We start from the raw sequence: 22,553 nt of genomic DNA on the forward strand, positions 1-22,553 counted from the left end.
CGGCCGGCCCGAAGCGGCCGCGGTTCGCTCAGTCGGCCGGGGGAGACGGGAGCCGCGCGAAGGCGAGCGGCCCAGGAGATGCGAGCGGGGCCGGGGCGAGCGGCCGGGGGAGACGCGAGCGGGCCGCACCGGATCTCTCCCGTGCGGCCCGCTCTGCCCGTTCCCCAGGTGTTACGCCGGGACGCTCGCCACGCCCGGTGCCAGGAACTTCTTGCCGTTCACCCGCTCCGAGACGCCCGCCCGGTCCAGGTACGGCGTGATGCCGCCCAGGTGGAAGGGCCAGCCCGCGCCGGTGATCAGGCAGAGGTCGATGTCCTGGGCCTCGGCGACGACGCCCTCGTCCAGCATCAGACCGATCTCCTGCGCCACCGCGTCCAGGACGCGGTCACGGGTCTGCTCCTCGGACAGGACGACATCGCCCTGCTTCAGGAGGGCGGCGACCTCCGGGTCCAGCTCCGGCTTTCCGGAGTCGTACACGTAGAAGCCCCGCTTGCCCGCCTTGACCACGGCGGCCAGGTTCGCGGAGACCGTGAAGCGCTCCGGGAAGGCGCGGTTCAGGGTCTCGGAGACATGCAGGCCGATGGCCGGGCCGACCAGCTCCAGGAGCACCAGAGGGGACATCGGCAGGCCGAGCGGCTCGACGGCCTTCTCGGCGACCTCGACCGGGGTGCCCTCGTCGATGACGTTCTGGATCTCGCCCATGAAGCGGGTGAGGATGCGGTTGACGACGAACGCCGGGGCGTCCTTCACCAGGACCGCGGTCTTCTTCAGCTTGCGGGCCACACCGAAGGCCGTGGCCAGCGCCGCGTCGTCGGTCCGCTCACCGCGGACGATCTCCAGCAGTGGCAGGATCGCGACCGGGTTGAAGAAGTGGAAGCCGACGACCCGCTCGGGGTGCTTCAGCTTCGACGCCATCTCCGTCACCGACAGCGAGGAGGTGTTGGTGGCGAGGATCGCGTGCGCCGGGGCGACCGCCTCGACCTCCGCGAACACCTGCTGCTTGACACCGATCTCCTCGAAGACGGCCTCGATGATGAAGTCGGCGTCGGAGAAGCCCTCGGCCTTGTCCAGCACACCGGAGACCAGGCCCTTGTAGCGGTTGGCCTTGTCCTGGTTGATACGGCCCTTGCCGAGCAGCTTGTCGATCTCGGCGTGGACGTAGCCCACACCCTTGTCGACGCGCGCCTGGTCGATGTCCGTGAGGACGACCGGGACCTCCAGGCGGCGCAGGAACAGCAGGGCGAGCTGCGAGGCCATCAGACCCGCGCCCACGACGCCGACCTTGGTGACCGGACGGGCCAGCGACTTGTCCGGCGCTCCGGCCGGGCGCTTGGCGCGCTTCTGGACCAGGTTGAAGGCGTAGATCCCGGAGCGCAGCTCGCCGCCCATGATCAGGTCCGCGAGGGCCTGGTCCTCGGCGTCGAAACCGGCGCTCAGGTCGCCGTCCTTGGCCGCGGCGATGATCTCCAGCGCGCGGTAAGCGGCCGGGGCGGCGCCGTGCACCTTGGAGTCGGCGATCGCCTTGCCACGGGCCACTGCCTGGTCCCAGGCGTCCCCGCGGTCGACGTCCGGGCGCTCCACCGTGACCGTGCCGTTGAGCACGTCGGCGGTCCAGATCAGCGACTGCTCCAGGAAGTCCGCACCCTCGAAGAGCGCGTCGGCGATCCCGAGCTCGAAGACCTGCTTGCCCTTGAGCTGACGGTTCTGGTTCAGCGAGTTCTCGATGATCACCGAGACCGCGCGGTCGGCGCCGATCAGGTTCGGCAGCAGCGCGCAGCCGCCCCAGCCGGGCACCAGACCGAGGAAGACCTCGGGCAGGGAGAAGGCCGGGAGCGCCTTGGAGACCGTGCGGTACGAGCAGTGCAGACCGACCTCGACACCGCCGCCCATCGCCGCGCCGTTGTAGTACGCGAACGTCGGGACCGCGAGGGAGGAGAGCCGGCGGAAGACGTCGTGACCGCCCTTGCCGATGGCCAGCGCGTCCTCGTGACGGCCCAGCAGCTCGACCCCCTTGAGGTCGGCGCCGACGGCGAAGATGAACGGCTTGCCGGTGATGCCGACACCGGTGATCGCGCCCTCGGCGGCCTCCTTCTCGACCTGGTCGACGGCGGCGTCCAGATTCGCCAGCGACTGCGGTCCGAAGGTGGTCGGCTTGGTGTGGTCCAGGCCGTTGTCCAGCGTGATCAGCGCGAACCTGCCCGCACCGGCGGGGAGGTCGAGGTGGCGTACGTGCGCCTGCGTGACGACTTCACCGGGGAACAGCTCGGCCGCACCCTTCAGAAGCTCAGTGGTGGAGCTCACTTGCTGCCTCCGGCTGCGTTCTCGAAGTGGGGGTTCTCCCAGACGACCGTGGCGCCCATGCCGAAGCCGACGCACATGGTGGTCAGGCCGTAGCGGACCTCCGGCTGCTCCTCGAACTGGCGGGCCAGCTGCGTCATCAGACGCACACCCGAGGAGGCGAGCGGGTGACCGTAGGCGATGGCGCCGCCGTACTGGTTGACGCGCGCGTCGTCGTCGGCGATGCCGTAGTGCTCCAGGAAGGCGAGCACCTGCACGGCGAACGCCTCGTTGATCTCGAACAGGCCGATGTCGTCGATCGACAGACCGGCCTTGGCCAGCGCCTTCTCGGTCGCCGGGATCGGGCCGTAGCCCATGACCTCGGGCTCGACGCCCGCGAAGGCGTACGACACCAGGCGCATCTTCACCGGGAGGCCCAGCTCACGGGCGACGTCCTCGGCGGCGAGCAGCGAGGCGGTGGCGCCGTCGTTGAGCCCTGCGGCGTTACCGGCCGTCACGCGGCCATGGGCGCGGAACGGGGTCTTCAGACCGGCCAGGGACTCCATCGTGGTGCCCGGACGCATCGGCTCGTCGGCGGTGACCAGGCCCCAGCCCGTCTCGCCCGCCTCGGCGTTGGTGCGGCGCACGGAGACCGGCACCAGGTCCTGCTGGATCTTGCCGTTGGCGTACGCCTTGGCGGCCTTCTCCTGCGAGCGCACCGCGTACTCGTCGGCGCGCTGCTTGGTGATCGTGGGGTACCGGTCGTGCAGGTTCTCCGCGGTCATGCCCATGAACAGGGCGGACTCGTCGACCAGCTTCTCCGACACGAAGCGCGGGTTCGGGTCCACGCCCTCGCCCATCGGGTGGCGGCCCATGTGCTCGACACCACCGGCGACCACGACGTCGTACGCGCCGAAGGCGATGGAGCCGGCCGTCGAGGTGACGGCGGTCAGGGCGCCCGCGCACATGCGGTCGATCGAGTAGCCGGGGACGGACTGCGGCAGACCGGCCAGGATTCCGGCGGTCCGGCCCAGCGTCAGGCCCTGGTCGCCGATCTGCGTGGTCGCGGCGATGGTGACCTCGTCGATCCTGGCGGGGTCCAGGTCCGGGTTGCGGCGCAGCAGCTCCCGGATGGCCTTCACGACGAGATCATCGGCGCGGGTCTCGTGGTAGATGCCCTTCGGGCCCGCTTTGCCGAACGGGGTGCGGACGCCGTCGACGAAGACGACGTCCCGGATGGTACGAGGCACGATGGCTCTCCTCCAGGGTGCGGGGTGGCACTGCTGCGGGGCACGCCCACAAGCGCGCCGCCTGCCCTCATGCTACTTGCGGGTAACCAGACTGCCCACCCCCCGGGGCCGGAGCGTCGAAGGTCACACCGGTCCGGCGCACGGCACCCGGGCGCGGGAGCCCCGTCGGCGGAGAGCGGGAGCGCGTGCAACCTGGCGTGAATTCGCCCCTCGGTGATGGGCGTTCCGGTCGCGGATCCGTGGTCCGTGCCCCCTTCAGGGCTGTTCCGCCCGGAGTCCGCCCTCCCGAGCCGGGCCTCGCACCCACCGAACACAGCACCCCCGGCCGGGGGCCGGGGGTGCTGTGGAGAAAGGTTCGGGCGAGGGGGTCAGACGCCGGCGCTCAGCGCCCGGAGCAGGATCGGGCCCACCTGCTCGATCTGCCAGTGCCGCGCCCCGTACCCGGCGAGCGCGTCCTCGACGGCGCCCGGGGTGTGGCTCTTGGGCGGCTCCCAGCACACCCGGCGCACGGTGTCCGGGGTGATCAGGTTCTCCTGGGGCATGTGCAGCCGCTCCGCCAGCTCCGACACCGCGGCACGGGCGGCCGAGAGCCGGGCGGCGGCCTCCGGGTCCTTGTCCGCCCAGGAGCGCGGCGGCGGCGGACCGGCCACCTGCTGGCCGGGCTGCGGCAGCTCGGAGTCCGGCAGGGCCCTGGCCCGGTCCACGGCCGCCTGCCACTGCTCCAGCTGCCGACGGCCCATGCGGTGGCCGAATCCGGGCAGTGCGGTGAGGGCCTGCACGGTGGCCGGCAGCGTCAGGGCGGCTTCGACGATCGCACCGTCGCCGAGCACCTTGCCGGGCGAGATGTCACGGCGCTGGGCGACCTGGTCGCGGGTGTTCCACAGCTCCCGTACGACCGCCATCTGGCGGCGGCGGCGGACCTTGTGCATGCCCGACGTGCGGCGCCAGGGGTCCTTGCGCGGGGGAGCGGGCGGCGCCGAGGCGATCGCGTCGAACTCCTCCCGGGCCCACTCCAGCTTGCCCTGGCGGTCCAGCTCCTCCTCCAGGGCGTCACGCAGGTCGATCAGCAGCTCGACGTCGAGGGCGGCGTAGCGCAGCCAGGGGTCGGGCAGCGGGCGGGTGGACCAGTCGACCGCGGAGTGGCCCTTCTCCAGCGCGAAACCCAGCACGCTCTCGACCATCGCGCCGAGGCCGACACGGGGGAAGCCCGCGAGCCGTCCGGCGAGCTCCGTGTCGAAGAGCCCGGTGGGGATCATGCCTATTTCACGCAGACAGGGCAGGTCCTGGGTGGCGGCGTGCAGAATCCACTCGCTGTCGGTCAGGGCCTCGCCCAGGGCCGTCAGGTCCGGACAGCCGACCGGGTCGATCAGCGCGCTGCCCGCGCCCGCCCGGCGCAGCTGGACGAGATAGGCGCGCTGGCCGTAGCGGTAGCCGGAGGCGCGCTCGGCATCGACGGCCACGGGGCCGGTGCCCGCGGCGAAGGCCGCGACCACCTCGGCGAGGGCGTCGTCGGACGCCACCACCGGAGGGATGCCCTCGCGCGGTTCGAGCAAGGGGATCGGCGCCGGGGCGACGTCGTCCGGGGGGGCGCCCCCGGTGGTTCGCAGTGAAGTGTCTGCTGCGGTCTCTTGGGCGTCGGTCACCTGTCAAGGGTATCTGTGTATGCGCGGCGCCCGTCGACGGAACCTTCCGTCGACGGGCGCCGATGCACGTATTCCAGCCGAGGGCGCATCCGTGCACGTCCCGGCGGGCGAGGGGTCAGTGGATGATGCCCGTCCGCAGGGCGACGGCGACCATTCCTGCGCGGTCTCCGGTGCCGAGCTTGCGGGCGATGCGGGCGAGGTGGGATTTGACGGTGAGGGCGGAGAGGCCCATCGAGACGCCGATGGCCTTGTTGGACTGGCCTTCGGCGACCAGGCGGAGCACCTCCACCTCGCGGCCGGACAGTTCGCGGTAGCCGCCCGGGTGGCTCGGGGAGCCGGGGGGCCGGCGGTGCATACGGGCGGCATTGGCGCCGATCGGGGCGACGCCGGGGCGGGTGGGGTGGCCGATGTTGGTGCGCGTACCGGTGACGACGTAGCCCTTCACGCCGCCCGCGAGGGCGTTGCGAACGGCGCCGATGTCATCGGCCGCGGAGAGGGCGAGACCGTTGGGCCAGCCTGCGGCCCGGGTCTCGGAGAGCAGGGTCAGCCCGGAACCGTCGGGCAGGTGGACGTCGGCAACGCAGATGTCGCGCGGGTTGCCGACGCGGGGGCGTGCCTCCGCGATGGACGACGCCTCGATGACGTCACGTACTCCGAGTGCCCACAGATGGCGGGTGACGGTGGAACGGACGCGCGGGTCGGCCACGACGACCATGGCCGTCGGCTTGTTCGGGCGGTAGGCGACCAGGCTTGCGGGCTGCTCGAGGAGAACGGACACCAGGCCTCCTGGGGAGTGGCGGGACGGGCCGGCTCGGGGATGAAGCCGGGGCGAACCGTGCTTGAAGGGTCATTGACCTCTTCGGCAGCAGACCCGTCCTCCTTTAGAGGAAGATCACGATTTGGTGAGTAACAATTCGGGCAAATAGGACATGCGATCGATTGTACGAAAAGAGAGTCGGTAAATGAACGAACTCATGTGACAGAGCGTCACGGAGTCTGGGGTCCGCGGCGCTGCGGCAGCGTCACCACCGCCGCGTCCGCGGGACCCGAGGGCGGCAGACCCGCGATCTGACAGAGCAGATCACCCCACGCCATCAGGTGTGCCCCCGCGTCCGGGACTCCGCCCCGGCCTTCGCGCGGCGTCCACGACGCCCTGATCTCGATCTGCGTCGCGGGACGGCGCGCGGCCAGCGCACCGAAGTAGTGCGATCCGGCGCGCGTCACGGTTCCGCCCGCCTCGCCGTACGACAGCCCGCGCGCCTCCAGCGCACCCGTCAGCCAGGACCAGCACACCTCGGGCAGCAGCGGATCGGCCGCCATCTCCGGCTCCAGCTCCGCCCGCACGAGCGTCACCAGCCGGAACGTACCCTGCCAGGCGTCGTGCCCCGCCGGATCGTGCAGCAGCACCAGACGGCCGTCGGCGAGATCGTCCTCGCCGTCGACGACCGCCGCCTCCAGCGCGTACGCGTGCGGGGCCAGCCGCTGGGGCGGCCGGGTCGGCTCCACCTCCAGCTCTGGGCGGAGCCGCGCGGAGCGCAGTGCGTCGACGGCCGACCGGAACGCGGGCGGGACGGAACTGCCGTCCGCACTGTCCTTGCTGTCAGCGCCATCGGATTGATCGGAGAACTGTCCCTGAGCCGGAGCCATGCCGGGAAGAGTAGGCGGAACCGGAGCCCGGCGCAGGGAGGGACACCCGTGCGGGGCCGGGCTCCTTCCGCGTGCGTGCGAAGATTCTGTGTGTGAGCGCCAACGACCGCCCTTCGGGCCAGCAGACGAAGACCTCCGCCACCCACGAGTCGGCCTTCCTCAAGGCGTGCCGGCGCGAGCCCGTGCCGCACACGCCGGTCTGGTTCATGCGGCAGGCGGGCCGCTCGCTGCCCGAGTACCTGAAGGTCCGTGAGGGCATCGCGATGCTCGACTCCTGCATGATGCCGGAGCTGGTCACCGAGATCACGCTGCAGCCCGTGCGCCGTCACAAGGTCGACGCCGCGATCTACTTCAGCGACATCGTCGTCCCGCTCAAGGCCATCGGGATCGACCTCGACATCAAGCCCGGCGTCGGCCCGGTCATCGCCGAGCCGATCCGCACCCGCGCCGATCTCGCCCGGCTGCGCGACCTGACCCCCGAGGACGTCCCGTACGTCACCGAGGCCATCGGGATGCTCACCGCCGAGCTCGGTGCCACCCCGCTCATCGGCTTCGCCGGGGCGCCGTTCACGCTCGCCAGCTACCTGGTCGAGGGCGGCCCGTCACGCAACCACGAGCGCACCAAGGCCATGATGTACGGCGACCCGCAGCTCTGGGCCGACCTGCTCGACCGGCTCGCGGAGATCACCGGCGCCTTCCTGGAGGTCCAGATCCGGGCGGGTGCCTCGGCGGTCCAGCTCTTCGACTCCTGGGTGGGCGCCCTGGCCCCCGCCGACTACCGCCGCTCGGTGCTGCCCGCCTCGGCGAAGGTCTTCGACGCGATCGCCCCGCACGGTGTCCCGCGCATCCACTTCGGCGTCGGCACCGGCGAACTGCTCGGCCTGATGGGCGAGGCGGGCGCGGATGTCGTCGGCGTCGACTGGCGGGTCCCGCTGGACGAGGCCGCGCGCCGCGTCGGTCCGGGCAAGGCGCTCCAGGGCAACCTCGACCCGGCGGTGCTGTTCGCGCCGACCCCCGCGGTGGAGGAGAAGACCCGTGAGGTGCTCGACGCGGCCGCGGGCCTGGAGGGCCACATCTTCAACCTGGGCCACGGTGTGATGCCGTCGATGGACCCGGACGCGCTGACCCGGCTCGTGGAGTACGTCCACACGCAGACCGCCCGGTAGCAGGTCCGTCCCCGGCACCCAGGACCCTCGGGAAGGCCCCTGGGCGCCCCTGCGCCGCGCGGACGGGGCCCGGCGGACGGTGCAAGGCGCGTCACGCCGGGCCCGCCCGTCCCGCGTCCCTCAGGCGGTCCCCGCCGCGCGCACCGCCGCGCTCGCCTTGCGGGCGGCCACCAGGATCGGATCCCAGACCGGGGAGAACGGCGGGGCGTACCCCAGGTCGAGCGCCGTCATCTGATCGACCGTCATTCCGGCCGTCAGCGCCACCGCCGCGATGTCCACGCGCTTGGCCGCCCCGTCCCGGCCCACGATCTGCACACCGAGCAGCCGGCCCGTGCGGTACTCCGCGAGCATCTTCACCGTCATCGGCCTCGCCCCCGGGTAGTAGCCCGCCCGGCCCGTCGACTCGATCGTCGCCGTGACGTACCGCAGGCCCACCGCCCTCGCGTCCTTCTCGCGCAGCCCGGTCCTGGCGATCTCCAGATCGCAGACCTTGCTCACCGCCGTACCGACCACGCCCGGGAACGTCCCGTAGCCGCCGCCGACGTTGGACCCGATGACCTGACCGTGCTTGTTGGCATGGGTGCCCAGCGCGATATGACGGGTGCGGCCCGCCACCAGGTCCAGGACCTCCACACAGTCGCCGCCCGCCCAGATGCTGTCGTGACCCACGACCCGCATCGACAGATCCGTCAGCAGACCGCCGTGCGGGCCGAGCGGCAGGCCCGCGGCCCCGGCCAGCGCGGTCTCCGGCGCGACACCGATGCCGAGCACCACCACATCCGCCGGGTAGGTCTCCTCGTCCGTCGCCACCGCGCTCACCCGGCCGTCCGGACCCGTGAGGATCTTGGTGACCGCCGCCCCGTTGACCGTCGTGATGCCCAGACCGTCCATCGCGTCATGGACGAGCGCGCCCATGTCCGGGTCGAGCGTCGCCATCGGCTGCTCGCCCCGGTTGAGCACCGTCACCTCGAAGCCGCGGTTCAGCATCGCCTCCGCCATCTCGACGCCGATGTACCCCGCGCCCACGACGACCGCGCGCCGTCCGGTGGCCCGGTCCAGGGAGTCCAGGAGCGCCTGGCCGTCGTCCAGGGTCTGCACCCCGTGGACTCCGGCCGCGTCCATACCGGGCAGCGCCGGGCGCACCGGCCGGGCCCCGGTGGCGATCACCAGCTTGTCGAAGCCCGTCCAGTACGTCTCGCCGCTCTCCAGGTCCCGCGCCCGCACCCGCTCGCGGGCGACGTCGATCTCCGTCACCTCGGTGCGCATCCGCAGATCGATGGCGCGTTCCCGGTGTTCCTCGGGGGTGCGCGCGATCAGGTCGTCGCGCTGCTCCACGTCGCCGCCGACCCAGTACGGGATGCCGCAGGCGGAGTACGAGGTGAAGTGGCCGCGCTCGAAGGCGACGATGCTCAGCTCGTCCGGCCCCTTGAGCCTGCGGGCCTGCGACGCGGCGGACATGCCCGCCGCGTCGCCGCCGATGACCACTAGTCGCGTCGCTGTCATGCCGGGTCCCTTCACCGTTTCCGGGGGCCCACGCTACGGCGCTCAGGGGGCCGGCGCGGTCTCCGTGTCCGGTGTCGGGTCCGGTGCGGGCTCCGCCCGGTCCACGGCCGCGGCGCGGCGGGCCCGGCGGCCGCGCAGCCGGCGCCCGACCACTGCCAGTAGCGCGACGACGGCCAGGAACGGGGCCGCCGCGCCGAGCGCCATCGCGATCCACCGGAGGGTCGTCACGAACGCGTCCCAGCCGCCGCCCAGCGCGTCCAGGAACCCCGGTCCGTCGTCCTCCGCCTCCTCGGCCGCCCCCTCCGGCTCGGTGAGGTCCAGGGTGATCGTCGCCAGCGAGGTGCGGTCCTTCAGACTCGCCTGCTGGGCGAGCAGCGACTCCAACGACGCCTGGCGGCTGCTCAGTTCGCCTTCGAGCGTGACCACGTCGCTGAGCTTCTCGGCCTTGTCCATCAGCGCCCGGACCCGCGCCACGCTCGCCCGCTGGGTGGCGATCCGGCTCTCCACGTCGACCACCTCGTCGGTGACGTCCTTCGCGTTCGACGAGCGGGACAGCAGCTTCCCGGACCCCGCGAGCCTCCGCAGCACCGCCTGGTACTGGTCCTGCGGGACGCGCAGCACGAGGTGCGAGACCTCATGGGTGTCGTCGACCCGCTCGGTGCTCTCGTTCGCCACCAGGCCCCCGCCGCCCTCCGTGGTGGCGCGGGCCGCAGCGACGGCCTTCGGGACGCTCTTCACCTCGACGGACAGGGTGGCCGTGCGGATGACATGGGTGGCGGCGGCCCCCGCCTTCGGTGCCGAGGAGGCCCTCCCGGCGGACTTCGCGCCGTCCGCGGACTTCGCGCCGTCCTCCGCCGGACCGGCCGCGGCCTGTTCCCCGCCACCAGCCTTGTCGTCCGCGTCCGGCGCCTGCAGTCCCGCCGCGCTGGTGTCGGAGGAGCTTTCGTCGCTCGCGGAGCCGCAGCCGCCGACGGCGAGCAGGGCGACGAGCGCCCCGGTGGCGAGGACCGCGCGGGAACGGCGCGTGCCCGGACGAGAGGTGTTCCTTGCGGTTTTCATAACGGGTCCCCCCAGGACGATGGTTGATGGTGCCGGTTCGACGTACGGACCCCCCGCGCGGGTTGCCGGTCAGCGGTTTCGAAGTGGTCACGGTCATGACTCGGTACGGGTTTGAGAGAGTGGACCCATGCAGCGTTCTCATCAGCGCGTGAACACGCGTACGGGCCACGTCGTCGTCATCGGCGGTGGCATCGCCGGTCTGGCCGCCGCACACCGGCTGGTCCTGGCCGGACTGCGGGTCACGCTCCTGGAGGCGACGGAGCGGCTCGGCGGCAAACTCATGACCGGGGAGATCGCGGGCACCCGCGTCGATCTCGGCGCCGAGTCGATGCTCGCGCGGCGCCCCGAGGCGGTCGGCCTGGCCCGTGCCGTCGGCCTCGGTGACCGCCTCCAGCCGCCCGCCACCGCCACCGCCTCGGTATGGACGCGTGACGCCCTGCGGCCGATGCCCAAGGGCCATGTCATGGGCGTGCCGGGCGACCCGGCGGCGCTCGGCGGGGTGCTCTCCCCGGAGGGCCTCGCCAGGATCGCCCAGGAGCGCGACCTCACCCCCACCGCCGTCGGCGACGATGTCGCGGTCGGCAGCTATGTCGCCGACCGTCTCGGCCGCGAGGTCGTGGACCGGCTCGTGGAACCGCTCCTCGGCGGGGTGTACGCGGGTGACGCCTACCGGATCTCGATGCGGGCCGCCGTACCGCAGCTCTTCGAGGTGGTGAAGGAGGGCGGCTCCCTGCTCGACGGGGTGCGGCGCATCCAGGAGCGGGCCGCCGCCCGGCAGCAGACCGGACCCGTCTTCCAGGGCATCGACGGCGGCGTCGGTACCCTGCCGGACGCCGTCGCCGCCGCCGTACGGGCCGGGGGCGGCGAGATCCTCACCGCGACCCCGGTCCTCGGACTCACCCGTGGCGACGAGGGCTGGAACGTCCGCACCGACACCCGGGTGATCACCGCCGACGGCATCGTCCTGGCCACCCCCGCCTGGTCCGCCTCCACGCTGCTGGCCGCCGAGTCCCCGGCCGCCTCCGCCGAACTGGCCGGAGTCGAGTACGCGTCGATGGCCCTGATCACCCTGGCGTTCCGGCGCTCCGACATCGGGGAGGCAAGCGCGCTGCACGGGCGCTCGGGCTTCCTCGTCCCGCCGGTCGACGGCCGCACGATCAAGGCGTCCACCTTCTCCAGCAACAAGTGGCAGTGGGTGGCCGACGCGGCGCCCGGCCTCTTCGTCCTGCGTACCTCCGTCGGCCGGTACGGCGAGGAGGACCATCTGCACCGCGAGGACGAAGAACTGATCGATGTCTCGCTGCGCGACCTCGCCGAGGCGACCGGACTGGCCGCGAAGCCCCTCGACACCGAGGTCACCCGGTGGATCGGCGGCCTTCCGCAGTACCCGGTCGGCCATCTCGACCGGGTCGCCCGCATCCGCGACGAGGTCGCGAAGCTGCCGGGGCTGCGGGTCTGCGGGGCGGTGTACGACGGAGTCGGCATCCCCGCCTGCGTCGCGAGCGCGCACCGGGCCGCGGACGAGCTCGCCCACGACCTGACGGGAGAAGGCACGGGAGAGGACACAGCGGCGGTCGCGGGAACGGTCACCGACGGGAGCGCGGGAGAGGACGCCGGGGGCGATCACGGGAGAGATCATCGCCACGTCGACCCTGGTTCGGGGCACTCGGAGCGAGGCGGGACAATAGCCGTATGAGTGCTCCTGAGACTGCGACATCAAGCAAGGGTCCGAACGCCGGCAAGAAGGCCAAGGACCTCAACGAGGTCATCCGCTACACGCTGTGGTCCGTCTTCAAGCTGCGCGATGTGCTGCCCCTGGACCGCGCGGGCTACGCCGACGAGGTCCAGGAGCTGTTCGACCAGCTCGAGGCCAAGGACATCACCGTGCGGGGCACGTACGACGTGTCCGGTCTGCGGGCCGACGCCGACCTCATGATCTGGTGGCACGCCGAGACCGCCGATGAGCTCCAGGAGGCGTACAACCTCTTCCGGCGCACCAAGCTGGGCCGAGCGGTGGAGCCGGTCTGGTCGAACATGGCGCTGCACCGCCCCGCCGAGTTCAACAAGTCGCACGTTCCGGCGTTCCTGGCCGACGAGACGCCGCGCAACTACATCAGCGTCTATCCCTTCGTGCGCTCCTACGACTGGTACCTGCTGCCGGACGAGGACCGTCGTCGCATGCTCGCGGACCACGGCAAGATGGCCCGCGGCTACCCCGACGTCCGCGCCAACACCGTCGCCTCCTTCTCGCTCGGCGACTACGAGTGGGTCCTCGCCTTCGAGGCCGACGAGCTGTACCGCATCGTGGACCTGATGCGTCACCTGCGGGCCTCCGAGGCGCGGCTGCACGTCCGCGAAGAGGTGCCGTTCTACACGGGACGCAGGAAGTCCGTCGCAGACCTGGTGGCCGGGCTCGCATAGCCAGCGTTTCCCGACCACCCCAACCCGGAAGATCAGACGACGGGCACCGGCACCGCGTGTGCCGCCCGCCGTTCCAGCGACACCGGGTTCGGCTCCGGGTTCGCCGCAGGCTGCCTGCCTGCGGCGTTCCCGGGACCGGCGAGGCGGCCGAACAGAGGCCGCCGCTCAACCGCCGCCGCTCAACCGCCGCCGCTCGACCGCCGTCGAACAGCAGTCGTCGACGGGAGTGCCCACATCCTCCCGCTCATGGCTCAGGCGTTCATCGGGCGGCCCGTCAGAGCCGCCCTCAGTGCCGGGTCCCGCACGGCACGGACGCCGCGCACCGCCACCGCGGCCAGCAGTTCGCGGTCCGCGCCCCGCACCGGGGCGGGCAGCGAGTCCAGCCACCGCTGCCCGGTGGGGGAGGCCCACGGGCTGTACGGATGGTTCTCGATCCTGGCGATGGCGAGACAGCCCAGGGTCAGGACGAGCGGCAGCCCGAACCAGGCCAGCACCGGACCGCCGTACCCCGGCTCCCGGCCCGGGATCAGTACGGCGGCGGCGCCCATCACCACCACGAGCACGGCCGAACAGCGTACGGCCCGCACCGCCGACGCGATGCCCGTGCGGGTTCCGGGCGGCACGGCCAGCCCCGCGGCGACCAGCCGGTCGGCCAGCGTGCGCACGGCGTCGGCGGCGGCCGCCGCGGCCCGTATCGGCGCTATCCGGGACTGCCCCTCCGGGCCGATGGCACGGATCACGGTCCGCTCGACCTCGTCCACGCCCTCCGGATCGACGACGGTCGCCCAGCCGGTGTGGGCGAGCAGCAGCCGCCGCCGCAGATGCAGGGAGACCAGCGCCAGATCGGCGACCCGGTGCGGGCCGCCGGCCAGGAAAGCCGTCTCGTACAGGTTCAGTTCAGGACGTGACGGTTCCCGCGCGACGTCGGCCGGAGGCTGCGCCGCCTGGGCGGAGGCGAGACAGAGCCGGACACAGGAGATCGCCGCCGCGCCCCACGCGACCAGCAGGAACATGACCCAGAGCATGCCGGATTTCTATGCGAGGCAGGCGGCCGGGCGCCATGCCCTGTTCAGTATGCGGACGGGTGCCTGTCCGACGGGTGGTCAGGAGCTGCTGCCGCAGCTGGAGCCGCCCGAGCTGCCGCCACAACTCGATCCGCCGCTGCTGCCGCCGCAGCTGGACCCTGAACTGCAACTGGACCCGGACCCGGAACCACAGCTCGTACCCGAACTGCAGCCTCCACCTCCACCTCCGCCACCGCCGCTGTGCCCGCCGCCCCCGGTCGAGCCCCCGCAGCTCGCACCGCCGGGGCTCGCACCGGCACACCACACCGTCGCGGCGAGGACGTCCGACGTACCGGAGGAGTGGGACGGGGCACCGGCACCGGAAGCCGTACGGAACGACGCCGACCGACGGTTCCCGCTGCGGAACCGTGCCGCGGCCAGCAACTGCCCCTGGAGCACGGGATCGGGCAGCGCGCCCAGTCCCATCGTGGCCACCAGATGGGCCGGGCTCATCACATAGGCGTGGGCGGACCGGTAGGCGTGCACGGCCCGCAGCCCCTCCTTCGTGATCCGGCTACGGGCGGTCAACGTGACGAGCAGGCCGAGCACGCCGCCGATCAGCATCGCGGGCAGCATCGTGACGAAGAACGGGACCGGATAGTCCGCGTAGCCGTCGTGCACCGCGTACTGGACGAACGTGAGTATCAGGGAGACCGGCACGGCCACGAGGCAGCTCAGCCCCTGGATCAGCCCCCAGCGGCGGCGCGGCCGGGTCTCTTCGGGGGAGACCAGCAGACCGCGGGCGGCGAGCCCGTCCCCGACCTCCTGCACCGCCGGATGCCGCATCACCGCGTCCCGCAGCGTGTGCAGCGCCCCGTTCGGTGCGTCGGCCAGCGTGGAGAGCACGGCCCGCTCGACCGGGTCACGGGCCTCCGGCCGCTGTACGGCGACGATGCCGGGGCCGCCGATGATCAGGCGTCCGTCGGTGTACAGGGCGGTCAGCGCGGTGTCCACCACTCGGGCCGGGCCGCCGTTCAGGAAGGCCGCCTCGTACAGGTCGTGAACGAAGACGTCCGTGGGCCGCCTCCGGCCGCGGTCACGCCGTGTCCTCGTCAGCAGCAGCACCGAGGAGACGGCCACCGCGAGGGACAGCAGCAGAGCCAACACGTTCATGACGGATCACTTCCCCACGAGGACGGCACGGGCCGCCCGGACCAGACGGGTGGTACGGCGCGGCGGGCGGGGGGCCGCCCGGTCCTGCCACCAGTGGGTCAGCCGCCGCCTGGCCGCCGCGTCCGCCGGCCGGCCCGCGATCAGCAGCTGCTCCGCGAAGTCGAGCGCGTCACGCCGGTATCCGGCGGACATGGGCCGGGTCATGGCGTACGCGAGGTAGGTGTCCCGGTAGTCGGCGCCGAGGATCTCCGGCAGCTCCGGCGCGACCTTGGCGACCACCCCCGCCCGCTTGGCGGCCAGCGCCCGGCTCTGCACGCCCAGGCGCCGTTGGTCGAAGCCCTCGGGTGCGGGAGTGCCCGCGACGAGCGCCGAGAGCAGCGCGGTCTGGGCGAGGGCGGCGCGTTCCCGGACCGCAGGGGCGCAGCCGGTCCGCACCGGCCGGGGGGCCGACGGGACGTCCGGGTCCTTCGGGGCAGCAGATCCGCCCACGGCCGTCGCCGTCCTCGGCGCCACCGTGTACGGGGCGTCCGCTGCCTTTGGCGCCGCTGTGTCCCTCGGGGACGCCGTGGCTGTCGCGGCTGCCGCCTTCAGGGTGGCGCGGATCGTGGTCAGTTCGTCCGCCAGCTCCTTCGCGGGCGGGAAGTCGTCGTCTCGCTCCAGCAGCGCACCGGGCGGGTCGACCCGTGAGCGCAGCTCGGTCAGCACGTCCAGGACGGGCCGTGTCACGGGGTGGGCGTGCGTGTCGTGCCAGACGCCGTCCTTCTCGACGCCGCCCGCCACATGTACGTACGCGATGGCCTCCACCGGCAGCTCGTCGAGCGCCTTCGCGGGGTCCTCGCCGCGGTTGACGTGGTTGGTGTGCAGATTGGCCACATCGATCAGCAGCCGCACCCCGGTGCGCTCGACCAGCTCCGCCAGGAACTGCCCCTCCGTCAGTTCCTCGCCCGGCCAGGAGATCAGCGCCGCGATGTTCTCCAGGGCCAGCGGCACGGGCAGCGAGTCCTGGGCGATCCGCACGTTCTCGCACAGCACCTCCAGCGCGTCCCAGGTCCGCGGCACCGGCAGCAGATGGCCCGCCTCCAGCCTCGGCGACGCGGTGAGCGGCCCCCCGGCCCGAACGAACGCGATGTGCTCCGTCACCAGCGGCGTACCGAGCAGTTCCGCCCGCGCGGCCAGGTCCGCGAGCCGCCCCGCGTCCGGGCGGTCGGCGCCGCCCAGGCCCAGGGAGACGCCGTGCGGCACGACGGTGACGCCGCGCTCGCGGAGCCGTACCAGGGAGTCGGGCAGATGGTCGGCGCAGAGGTTCTCCGCCACCGCCTCGACCCAGTCGATGCCCGGCAGCGCCTCCACGGCGTCGGCGATCTCGGGCCGCCAGCCGATACCGATTCCCAGCCTCATGGTGTCCCCCTTGTCCATCCCGTGCAGGGGTAATGGCCCCGGCAGGCGGTGGTGAATCCGAACACAGGGACGTTCAGAGGTCGATTTGAGGTTCCCCGTCCCGTGCTCCGGTGCGGTCCCTCCCGGCACCGCCCGCCTCCCGCGGGGTGGGCCGCAGGGCCGGGAGGGGCGGCACCGGCGGATCAGCGGCGCAGCGCCGGATGGTCGGCGACCACCGTGCAGGACCCCGGGGCGATCTCGGTGAACCCGGCGTCGCGCACCACCGGCAGACCGCTCACGGTCAGCCGGCGCCAGCGCTCCGCGTCGGCGGTGGCCACGGCGAGCGGGAAACCGGCCTCGCGCCACGCCTTGCGCTCCGTGTCCGACAGTTCCCACCAGGCGAGCTGCGCCCCGTGCCCGGCCTGCGCCATGGTCTTGCCCGCCGACATGTCCACCTCCGGGTTGAGCCACAGCACCGGACCCGTCGTGTCGGGTGCGGCCGGGGGCTCCGGGTCGTCCAGGTCCGTGCCCGAAACCTGGAGCTTGGCCAGCTCCTTGGGCCAGCCGTCCAGCGGCACCGGCGGGAACACCCGTACCTCGGCGCCCTCGCCCGTCACCGTGATCCCGGGCAGCGCGGACGCCTTGCGCCACTCCGCGCCGCGCGCCCGGCGCACCACCTTGCGGATACGGGCGTCCTGCCAGTCCCGCATCTCCTGCGCCCACTCGCCCTCGCCCAGGGAGCGCTCGTCGGACAGGATCGTGAGCACCGCGCGGGCGGCCGTCCGCAGGGCGTCGGTACGGGCCGGCGGGTCCGTCTTCTCCAGATGCAGCACGAGCGGCAGCACGAACTGCGGTGCCTCGTCGCGGGAGGTCGGCTCGGTCCGGAACGGGCTGTCCGGGGCGGTCGTGGCGGGATCGGGCGCGGGGGTGTCGTTGCTGCTCACCGTCCCAGTCTGCCAGGCCCCCGCGCCCGGAATTCCGGCGGAGGAATCACGCTTCTTGGCGGAATGACATGCTCCGGGTGAGGATGCTGCGCATGAAGAGCGATCTCTTTTCCAGCGAGCACATGGCCCAGCAGGCCACCGCCCCCGGTATGACCCTGCAGAACGCCAAATCGATCAAGTACGCCGTCAACGGGGAGATGCACGCCCGCCAGGGATCGATGATCGCCTACCGCGGCAACCTCCAGTTCGAGCGCAAGGGCCAGGGCCTGGGCGGCATGCTCAAGCGCGCGGTCACCGGCGAGGGGCTGCCGCTCATGGCGGTCCGCGGCCAGGGCGAGGCATGGTTCGCCCACGAGGCGGCCAACTGCTTCATCGTGGAGATGGAGCAGGGCGACGTCCTGACCATCAACGGCCGCAACGTCCTCTGTTTCGACGCCAGCCTGACGTATGAGATCAAGACCGTGAAGGGCGCCGGAATGACCGGCGGCGGCCTCTTCAACAGCGTCTTCAGCGGCTACGGCAAGCTGGGCCTGATGTGCGAGGGCAACCCGATAGTGATCCCCGTCACCGGGCAGCAGCCGGTGTACGTGGACACGGACGCGGTCGTGGGATGGAGCGAGCAGCTCTCCACCTCGCTGCACCGCTCGCAGAGCTTCGGCTCCATGGTGCGCGGCGGCTCCGGCGAGGCCGTGCAGCTGATGCTCCAGGGCGAAGGGTTCGTGATCGTACGGCCCAGCGAGCTCAAGCCCGAGAAGACGGCCAACTGAGACCGGCCGGCACATGGGGAGCGGTCCGAACCTGAGGGGCGTCGGACGCCGTTACGGCCTCGGCGGACCGTGGGTGCTGCGCGGAGTCGATCTCGACCTGCCCGCGCGGGCCCTGGTCCGCGTGGAGGGCGCCAACGGCACCGGCAAGTCCACGCTGTTGCGGCTGCTCGCCGGGATCGACGCCCCCACCGAGGGCCGGATCACCGGACGGCGTCCGCGCACGGCCTACGTCCCCGAGCGCTTCCCGGTGGCGCTGCCGTTCACCGCGGCCGGCTACCTCGTCCATCTCGGCCGTGTCCACGGCCTGCGTACCGCGGAGGCCGCCGCCCGCGCCGAGACCTGGCTGACGCGGTTCGGTGCCGCCGGGCACGCCCGTACCCCGCTCGCCGAACTCTCCAAGGGCACCAGCCAGAAGGTCGCGGTCGCCCAGGCACTGCTCGCCGAACCCGACCTGCTCGTCCTGGACGAGGCATGGACCGGGCTGGACACCGCCGCCCGTGACGAGCTGGACCGGGCCGTCGCCGAACGCGTCGGCGCGGGAGCCACCGTCGTGTTCGTCGATCACGACCCGCGCCGGCTCGCCGCCTCGGTGGACCTCACGCTCCGGGTGGTCGGGAACACCGTCGCACCGGTGACGGACAGGGCCGGCCCCGACCGCACCGGACCGCGCGTCCTGATCGAGGCCACCGGCCCCTCCGGCGCCCCGCTCCCCGCCCGACTGCCGGGCGCGCCCACCCGCGAACCGGCCCCCGGCACCACCGGAACCGTGCGGCTCACCGTCGGGGCCGCGCACTCGGACGCCCTGCTGCGGGCGCTCCTGATGGCCCACCCGCCCTGGCACATCCGGCTGGTGGCAGCGGTGCCGGACCCGCACCCGGACCCGGTCCCCGGCACCCCTTTCAAGCCCGGCGACACGATGACCGCGCCCGCACCCGGACCCCGGCACCCCTCTCCCGTCCCGCGACACGATGACCGCGCCCGACTCCGCCCCCTCCCGTCCCGAGGCACGATGACCGCGCTGCTCCGCTATCAGACCGCGTTGCTCCTGCGCTCTCAGCGCTGGCTCGCCCCGGTCCTCCTCTACGCGGCCACCCTCGGCATCGGCGTGCAGAGCGGGCAGCCCGTGCTGGACTCGCTCGGATGGACGGCGGCCGTACTGCTGCCGGTGGCCGCCTGGTTCGTCCAGCTCTGTGCCACCCAGGAGCCGGACGCCGCCCGGACCGTCGCCGCGGCGGCCGCCGGACCGGGGCGGGTCCAGCTGGCCTCGCTGCTCACCGCCACGGGGTGCGCGGCGGCCCTCGGTACCGTGGCCGCCATGGTCGTCACCCTGGTCAGCGCGCCGGTCACCAACGACCGCACCACCGACATCCCCCTGCCGGCCGCCGCACTCGCGGGGCTGCTCGCCGTCCTCTGCTGCGCGCTGTTGGGAGCGGCTGTCGGCGCGATGTGCACCCGGCCGCTGCTGAACCGCCGGGGCTGGTCCCTCGCGGCCACCGTTCTCGGCGTCCTGCTCGCCCTGGTCACCAGCGGCTCACCGGCGAAGTACGCGGTGACCTCGCTGGTCTCCGGATCGCGTACGGGCTCGGTCCCCGTGCCCGGCGTGCCGCTGCTCGGGGCGGCGGTTCTCGCGGCGGCGGTGGCCCTCCTCGTCTGCCGGTCGGCCGCGCGGCGCGGGTGACCACGGGCGCGTGCCCCGCAATTCCCCGGCGGGCGCGGCCGGCCCGTACGCTCGTACCCATGGACGATGCGTACTGCGAGACTCCCGCCCCGGCCTTGGTACGGGCGCCCGGCCAGGCCGCCGTGGGCCCTCCGTATGCCGAGTGCGTGCTGTGCCGCGAGCCGACGGAGTACCCGGAGTCGACCCGCGGCGCCACCCTGTGCCCGGTCTGCGAGTGGCAGGAAGCGGGCCGCACGGCCTGCTCCGGCTGACCGCTGCCCCATCGCTCTTCTCCGGCCCTGCCCGCTTCGGTCCCGCCGGTCCGGCTCCCGTGCGGGCTCAGTCGCGCATCAGCTCGGAGACCTTCACGAAGCGGTAGCCGCGCCTGAGCAGCTCCGGCACGACCTGCCGTACGGCCTCCTCGGTGACCGGTGCCGCGCTGCGCGTGCAGTGCATCACGACCAGCGACCCCGGCCGCACCCCGTCCAGCACCTGCTCGGCCACCGCGTCCGCGTCCGTGGCGAACGCGTCGCCGCTGATGACGTCCCACTGCACCGCCGTCACCTTCGCCGGTGCCAGGGCGCGCAGCGACGCGTCGTCGTAACAGCCGCCGGGGAAGCGGAAGTACGGCACCACATTGCGCGCCCCGGCCTTCCGGAACGAGGCGAAGGCCTGTTCCACATCGCCGAGCATCCCGTCCCGGTCCACCACCGGCAGGCCGTAGCAGGGCGAGGCGAAGGCATGGTGGCTGTACGAGTGGTTGGCGATCTCGAACAGCGCGTCCGTGCCGATGGACCGCGCCTGCTCCGGGTACTCCTCGGCCCAGCGCCCGGTCATGAAGACGGTCGAGGGAACTTTCAGGCGGCGCAGCAGCGCGATCAGCGGCGGGTTGTCGAACTGCTCGCCCGCCGCCGCCCGCGATCCCTGATCGGCCGTCATGTCGGCGTCGAAGGTGAGTGCCACGACCTTGTCACCTCGACCGCGGGGCAGCCCCCGTTCGAAGACCGGTGTCCGGCCGGCCGGACCCGGCGCGAGCGTGGGCGGCTTCGAGGGAGCCGGCGGGGGCGCGACCGAGGAGGTGTGCGAGGGGGCGTGCGCCGGGTTCGCCTCGGTACCGGAGTCGGTAGGGGTACCGCAACCGGCGAGTACCACCCCTAGAAGGGTCAGAGCGGTCAAACGCGTAACTTTCCGTTCAAATAGGGTCACTGACGGAAAGTAACTGATGTGATGATCAGGAGATGTTCACGGCGCTCCGGATGCCTCGTTCGGCCGACCCCGCCTGCTCCGGCAGCTCCCCGCCCGCCTGCTCCGGCGACTCCCCGCCCGCCTTCGGCGTACCACGTCCCCAAGAGGTGTGGTGGAACAACAGATTGAGCAGGAACGCCGTGAACGCGGCGCTCGTGATGCCGCTGCCCACCACGATCTGCGCCCAGGACGGGAAGCCGTCGTAGATGCCCTCGGAGACCTCGGGCAGCAGCCCCGCCCCCAGCGCCACCGCCGCGATCGTCATGTTGTGGCCCCGGTCCAGGTCGACCCGGCGCAGGGTGTTGACGCCGACCATGGTCACGGTGGCGAACAGGACCAGACCGGCCGCGCCCACCACGGGACCGGGCAGCGCGGCCACCAGTTCGCCGAGCCGGGGGATCAGTCCGAGCAGCACCAGCATGCCGCCCGCCACCGCCGTGACGTAGCGGCTGGAGACCCTCGTCAGCCGGATCAGGCCGATGTTCTGGGTGAAGACGGTATCCATGAAGGAGTTCATGGTGCCGCCGAGCACACCGGACAGCCCGTCCGCGGCGAGTCCGCGGGCCAGGTCCCTGTCCGTGACGGGGCGTCCGGTGGCCTCGCCCACCGCCATCATCGTGGCCGTCGACTCGGTGAAGATCACCAGCATCACCACGCACATGGAGATCACCGCGGACGGCGGGAACTCGGGCGCCCCGAAGTGGAACGGAGCGGCCAGCCCCACCCAGTCGGCGTCGGACACCCCGGAGAAGTCGGTCAGGTCCAGCGGGATCGCGGCCAGCGTGCCGAAGACGAGCGCGACCAGGATGCCGATCTGTCCGGCGAAGCCGCGGGCGAAGCGGGCGAACAGCACGATGAAGACGATGACCCCGGCGGCCAGCGCCAGCCGGGTCGTCGAGGCGTGGTCCGCCGCCTCCGGATCGTTGCCGGTGATCATTCCGGCGGCCACCCCGATCAGGGACAGCCCGACGACCGTGATCACGACCCCGCTGACGAGCGGCGGGAAGAACCGCACCAGCCGGGCGAAAGGCACGGCGATCAGCAGCCCGAAGAGCCCGGCGGCGAGCATCGACCCGTATACCGCCTGCATGCCGTACTCGCCCGCTATCAGGATCATCGGCGTCACCGAGGCGAAGGTCGCGCCGGTCACGATCGGCAGCCTGATGCCGAAGACCTTGCCGATGCCGAGGCTCTGGATCAGGGTGATCAGACCGGCGACGAGCAGATCCGCGTTGATCAGCAGACCGATCGTGGAGGTGGGGAGTCCGGCCGCCGCCCCGAAGACCAGCGGCACGGTGACACAGCCCGTGTACATGATCAGCACATGCTGGAAGCCGAAGGCCGCCAGCTTCCCCAGGGGCGGGCGGCGGTCGACAGGATGTGTGTCCCGAGGCTGCGGTGAATCGTCCATGACATGCCC

18 protein-coding genes and 1 pseudogene are annotated in these 22,553 nt (G+C 72.4%); 6 read left to right on the plus strand and 13 right to left on the minus strand.

Annotated features, from left to right (window positions below; genetic code table 11):
• Positions 1 to 171 precede the first annotated feature (171 nt).
• From OG251_RS31545 to OG251_RS31565, 5 genes are all read right to left on the minus strand, one after another.
• Positions 172 to 2,301 carry a 3-hydroxyacyl-CoA dehydrogenase NAD-binding domain-containing protein gene (locus OG251_RS31545; RefSeq protein WP_326680286.1) on the minus strand — a complete coding sequence of 710 codons (2,130 nt, stop codon included), beginning with the start codon at positions 2,299 to 2,301 and terminating at the stop codon, positions 172 to 174.
• The gene (locus OG251_RS31550) at positions 2,298 to 3,527 is read right to left on the minus strand and encodes a thiolase family protein (protein ID WP_326680287.1); all 1,230 of its coding nucleotides are present in this window, start codon (positions 3,525 to 3,527) and stop codon (positions 2,298 to 2,300) included. Before OG251_RS31550 ends, OG251_RS31545 begins: the two co-directional genes overlap by 4 nt.
• A 368-nt stretch (positions 3,528 to 3,895) precedes the next feature.
• Positions 3,896 to 5,170 (minus strand): ribonuclease D, encoded by a 1,275-nt coding sequence (locus OG251_RS31555; protein ID WP_326680288.1) that lies wholly within the window; start codon positions 5,168 to 5,170, stop codon positions 3,896 to 3,898.
• 115 nt (positions 5,171 to 5,285) lie between these two features.
• A complete protein-coding gene (locus tag OG251_RS31560) occupies positions 5,286 to 5,948 on the minus strand; it encodes a helix-turn-helix transcriptional regulator (protein WP_033300087.1) in 663 nt (220 codons plus the stop codon).
• Between the two features lie 209 nt (positions 5,949 to 6,157).
• Positions 6,158 to 6,817 (minus strand): DUF3000 domain-containing protein, encoded by a 660-nt coding sequence (locus OG251_RS31565; protein ID WP_326680289.1) that lies wholly within the window; start codon positions 6,815 to 6,817, stop codon positions 6,158 to 6,160.
• A 92-nt stretch (positions 6,818 to 6,909) separates the two neighbouring features.
• Here OG251_RS31565 and hemE point away from each other — a divergent pair, with 92 nt between their 5' ends.
• Positions 6,910 to 7,983, plus strand: coding sequence for a uroporphyrinogen decarboxylase (gene hemE / locus OG251_RS31570; protein WP_073719340.1), 1,074 nt, complete (start codon positions 6,910 to 6,912; stop codon positions 7,981 to 7,983).
• Between the two features lie 120 nt (positions 7,984 to 8,103).
• Here the strand turns inward: hemE and OG251_RS31575 are convergent, their stop codons facing one another.
• A complete protein-coding gene (locus tag OG251_RS31575; RefSeq protein WP_326680290.1) occupies positions 8,104 to 9,486 on the minus strand; it encodes an FAD-dependent oxidoreductase in 1,383 nt (460 codons plus the stop codon).
• A gap of 42 nt (positions 9,487 to 9,528) precedes the next feature.
• Entirely contained in the window at positions 9,529 to 10,545 is a 1,017-nt protein-coding gene (locus OG251_RS31580; RefSeq protein ID WP_326680291.1) for a DUF4349 domain-containing protein, read from the minus strand.
• Positions 10,546 to 10,672: 127 nt separating this feature from the next.
• Here OG251_RS31580 and hemG point away from each other — a divergent pair, with 127 nt between their 5' ends.
• Both hemG and hemQ read left to right on the plus strand, forming a co-directional pair.
• Complete coding sequence (hemG, locus tag OG251_RS31585; RefSeq protein WP_442818388.1) at positions 10,673 to 12,241, plus strand: protoporphyrinogen oxidase; 1,569 nt, start codon at positions 10,673 to 10,675, stop codon at positions 12,239 to 12,241.
• The gene (gene hemQ / locus OG251_RS31590) at positions 12,238 to 12,966 is read left to right on the plus strand and encodes a hydrogen peroxide-dependent heme synthase (protein WP_326680292.1); all 729 of its coding nucleotides are present in this window, start codon (positions 12,238 to 12,240) and stop codon (positions 12,964 to 12,966) included. The genes hemG and hemQ overlap by 4 nt, the downstream gene beginning before the upstream one ends.
• A gap of 251 nt (positions 12,967 to 13,217) precedes the next feature.
• On the opposite strand, the gene OG251_RS31595 is transcribed toward hemQ, so the two are convergent.
• The 4 genes from OG251_RS31595 to OG251_RS31610 form a co-directional block, all read right to left on the minus strand.
• A complete protein-coding gene (locus OG251_RS31595; RefSeq protein WP_326680293.1) occupies positions 13,218 to 13,991 on the minus strand; it encodes a TIGR04222 domain-containing membrane protein in 774 nt (257 codons plus the stop codon).
• A gap of 78 nt (positions 13,992 to 14,069) precedes the next feature.
• A complete protein-coding gene (locus OG251_RS31600) occupies positions 14,070 to 15,143 on the minus strand; it encodes a TIGR04222 domain-containing membrane protein (RefSeq protein WP_326680294.1) in 1,074 nt (357 codons plus the stop codon).
• A gap of 6 nt (positions 15,144 to 15,149) precedes the next feature.
• Positions 15,150 to 16,541: a DUF692 domain-containing protein gene (locus OG251_RS31605; RefSeq protein WP_326680295.1), complete on the minus strand. Its 1,392-nt coding sequence runs from the start codon at positions 16,539 to 16,541 to the stop codon at positions 15,150 to 15,152.
• A 182-nt stretch (positions 16,542 to 16,723) separates the two neighbouring features.
• On the minus strand, positions 16,724 to 17,464 hold the full coding sequence (locus OG251_RS31610; RefSeq protein WP_326680296.1) for a peptidyl-tRNA hydrolase: 741 nt from the start codon (positions 17,462 to 17,464) through the stop codon (positions 16,724 to 16,726).
• Positions 17,465 to 17,556: 92 nt separating this feature from the next.
• Here OG251_RS31610 and OG251_RS31615 point away from each other — a divergent pair, with 92 nt between their 5' ends.
• The 3 genes and pseudogenes from OG251_RS31615 (at position 17,557) to OG251_RS31630 (ending at position 20,160) form a co-directional block, all read left to right on the plus strand.
• A complete protein-coding gene (locus OG251_RS31615; RefSeq protein ID WP_326680297.1) occupies positions 17,557 to 18,231 on the plus strand; it encodes an AIM24 family protein in 675 nt (224 codons plus the stop codon).
• Positions 18,232 to 18,244: 13 nt separating this feature from the next.
• Positions 18,245 to 19,108, plus strand: a pseudogene (locus OG251_RS31620) (ABC transporter ATP-binding protein); the annotation flags it as partial.
• Between the two features lie 860 nt (positions 19,109 to 19,968).
• Positions 19,969 to 20,160 (plus strand): hypothetical protein, encoded by a 192-nt coding sequence (locus tag OG251_RS31630; RefSeq protein WP_326680298.1) that lies wholly within the window; start codon positions 19,969 to 19,971, stop codon positions 20,158 to 20,160.
• 67 nt (positions 20,161 to 20,227) lie between these two features.
• On the opposite strand, the gene OG251_RS31635 is transcribed toward OG251_RS31630, so the two are convergent.
• Positions 20,228 to 21,064 (minus strand): polysaccharide deacetylase family protein, encoded by an 837-nt coding sequence (locus OG251_RS31635; protein WP_326680299.1) that lies wholly within the window; start codon positions 21,062 to 21,064, stop codon positions 20,228 to 20,230.
• Between the two features lie 55 nt (positions 21,065 to 21,119).
• Entirely contained in the window at positions 21,120 to 22,544 is a 1,425-nt protein-coding gene (locus OG251_RS31640) for a nucleobase:cation symporter-2 family protein (protein ID WP_326680300.1), read from the minus strand.
• Between the last annotated feature and the right edge of the window lie 9 nt (positions 22,545 to 22,553).

Source organism: Streptomyces sp. NBC_01237, assembly GCF_035917275.1.
Lineage (GTDB): Bacteria > Actinomycetota > Actinomycetes > Streptomycetales > Streptomycetaceae > Streptomyces.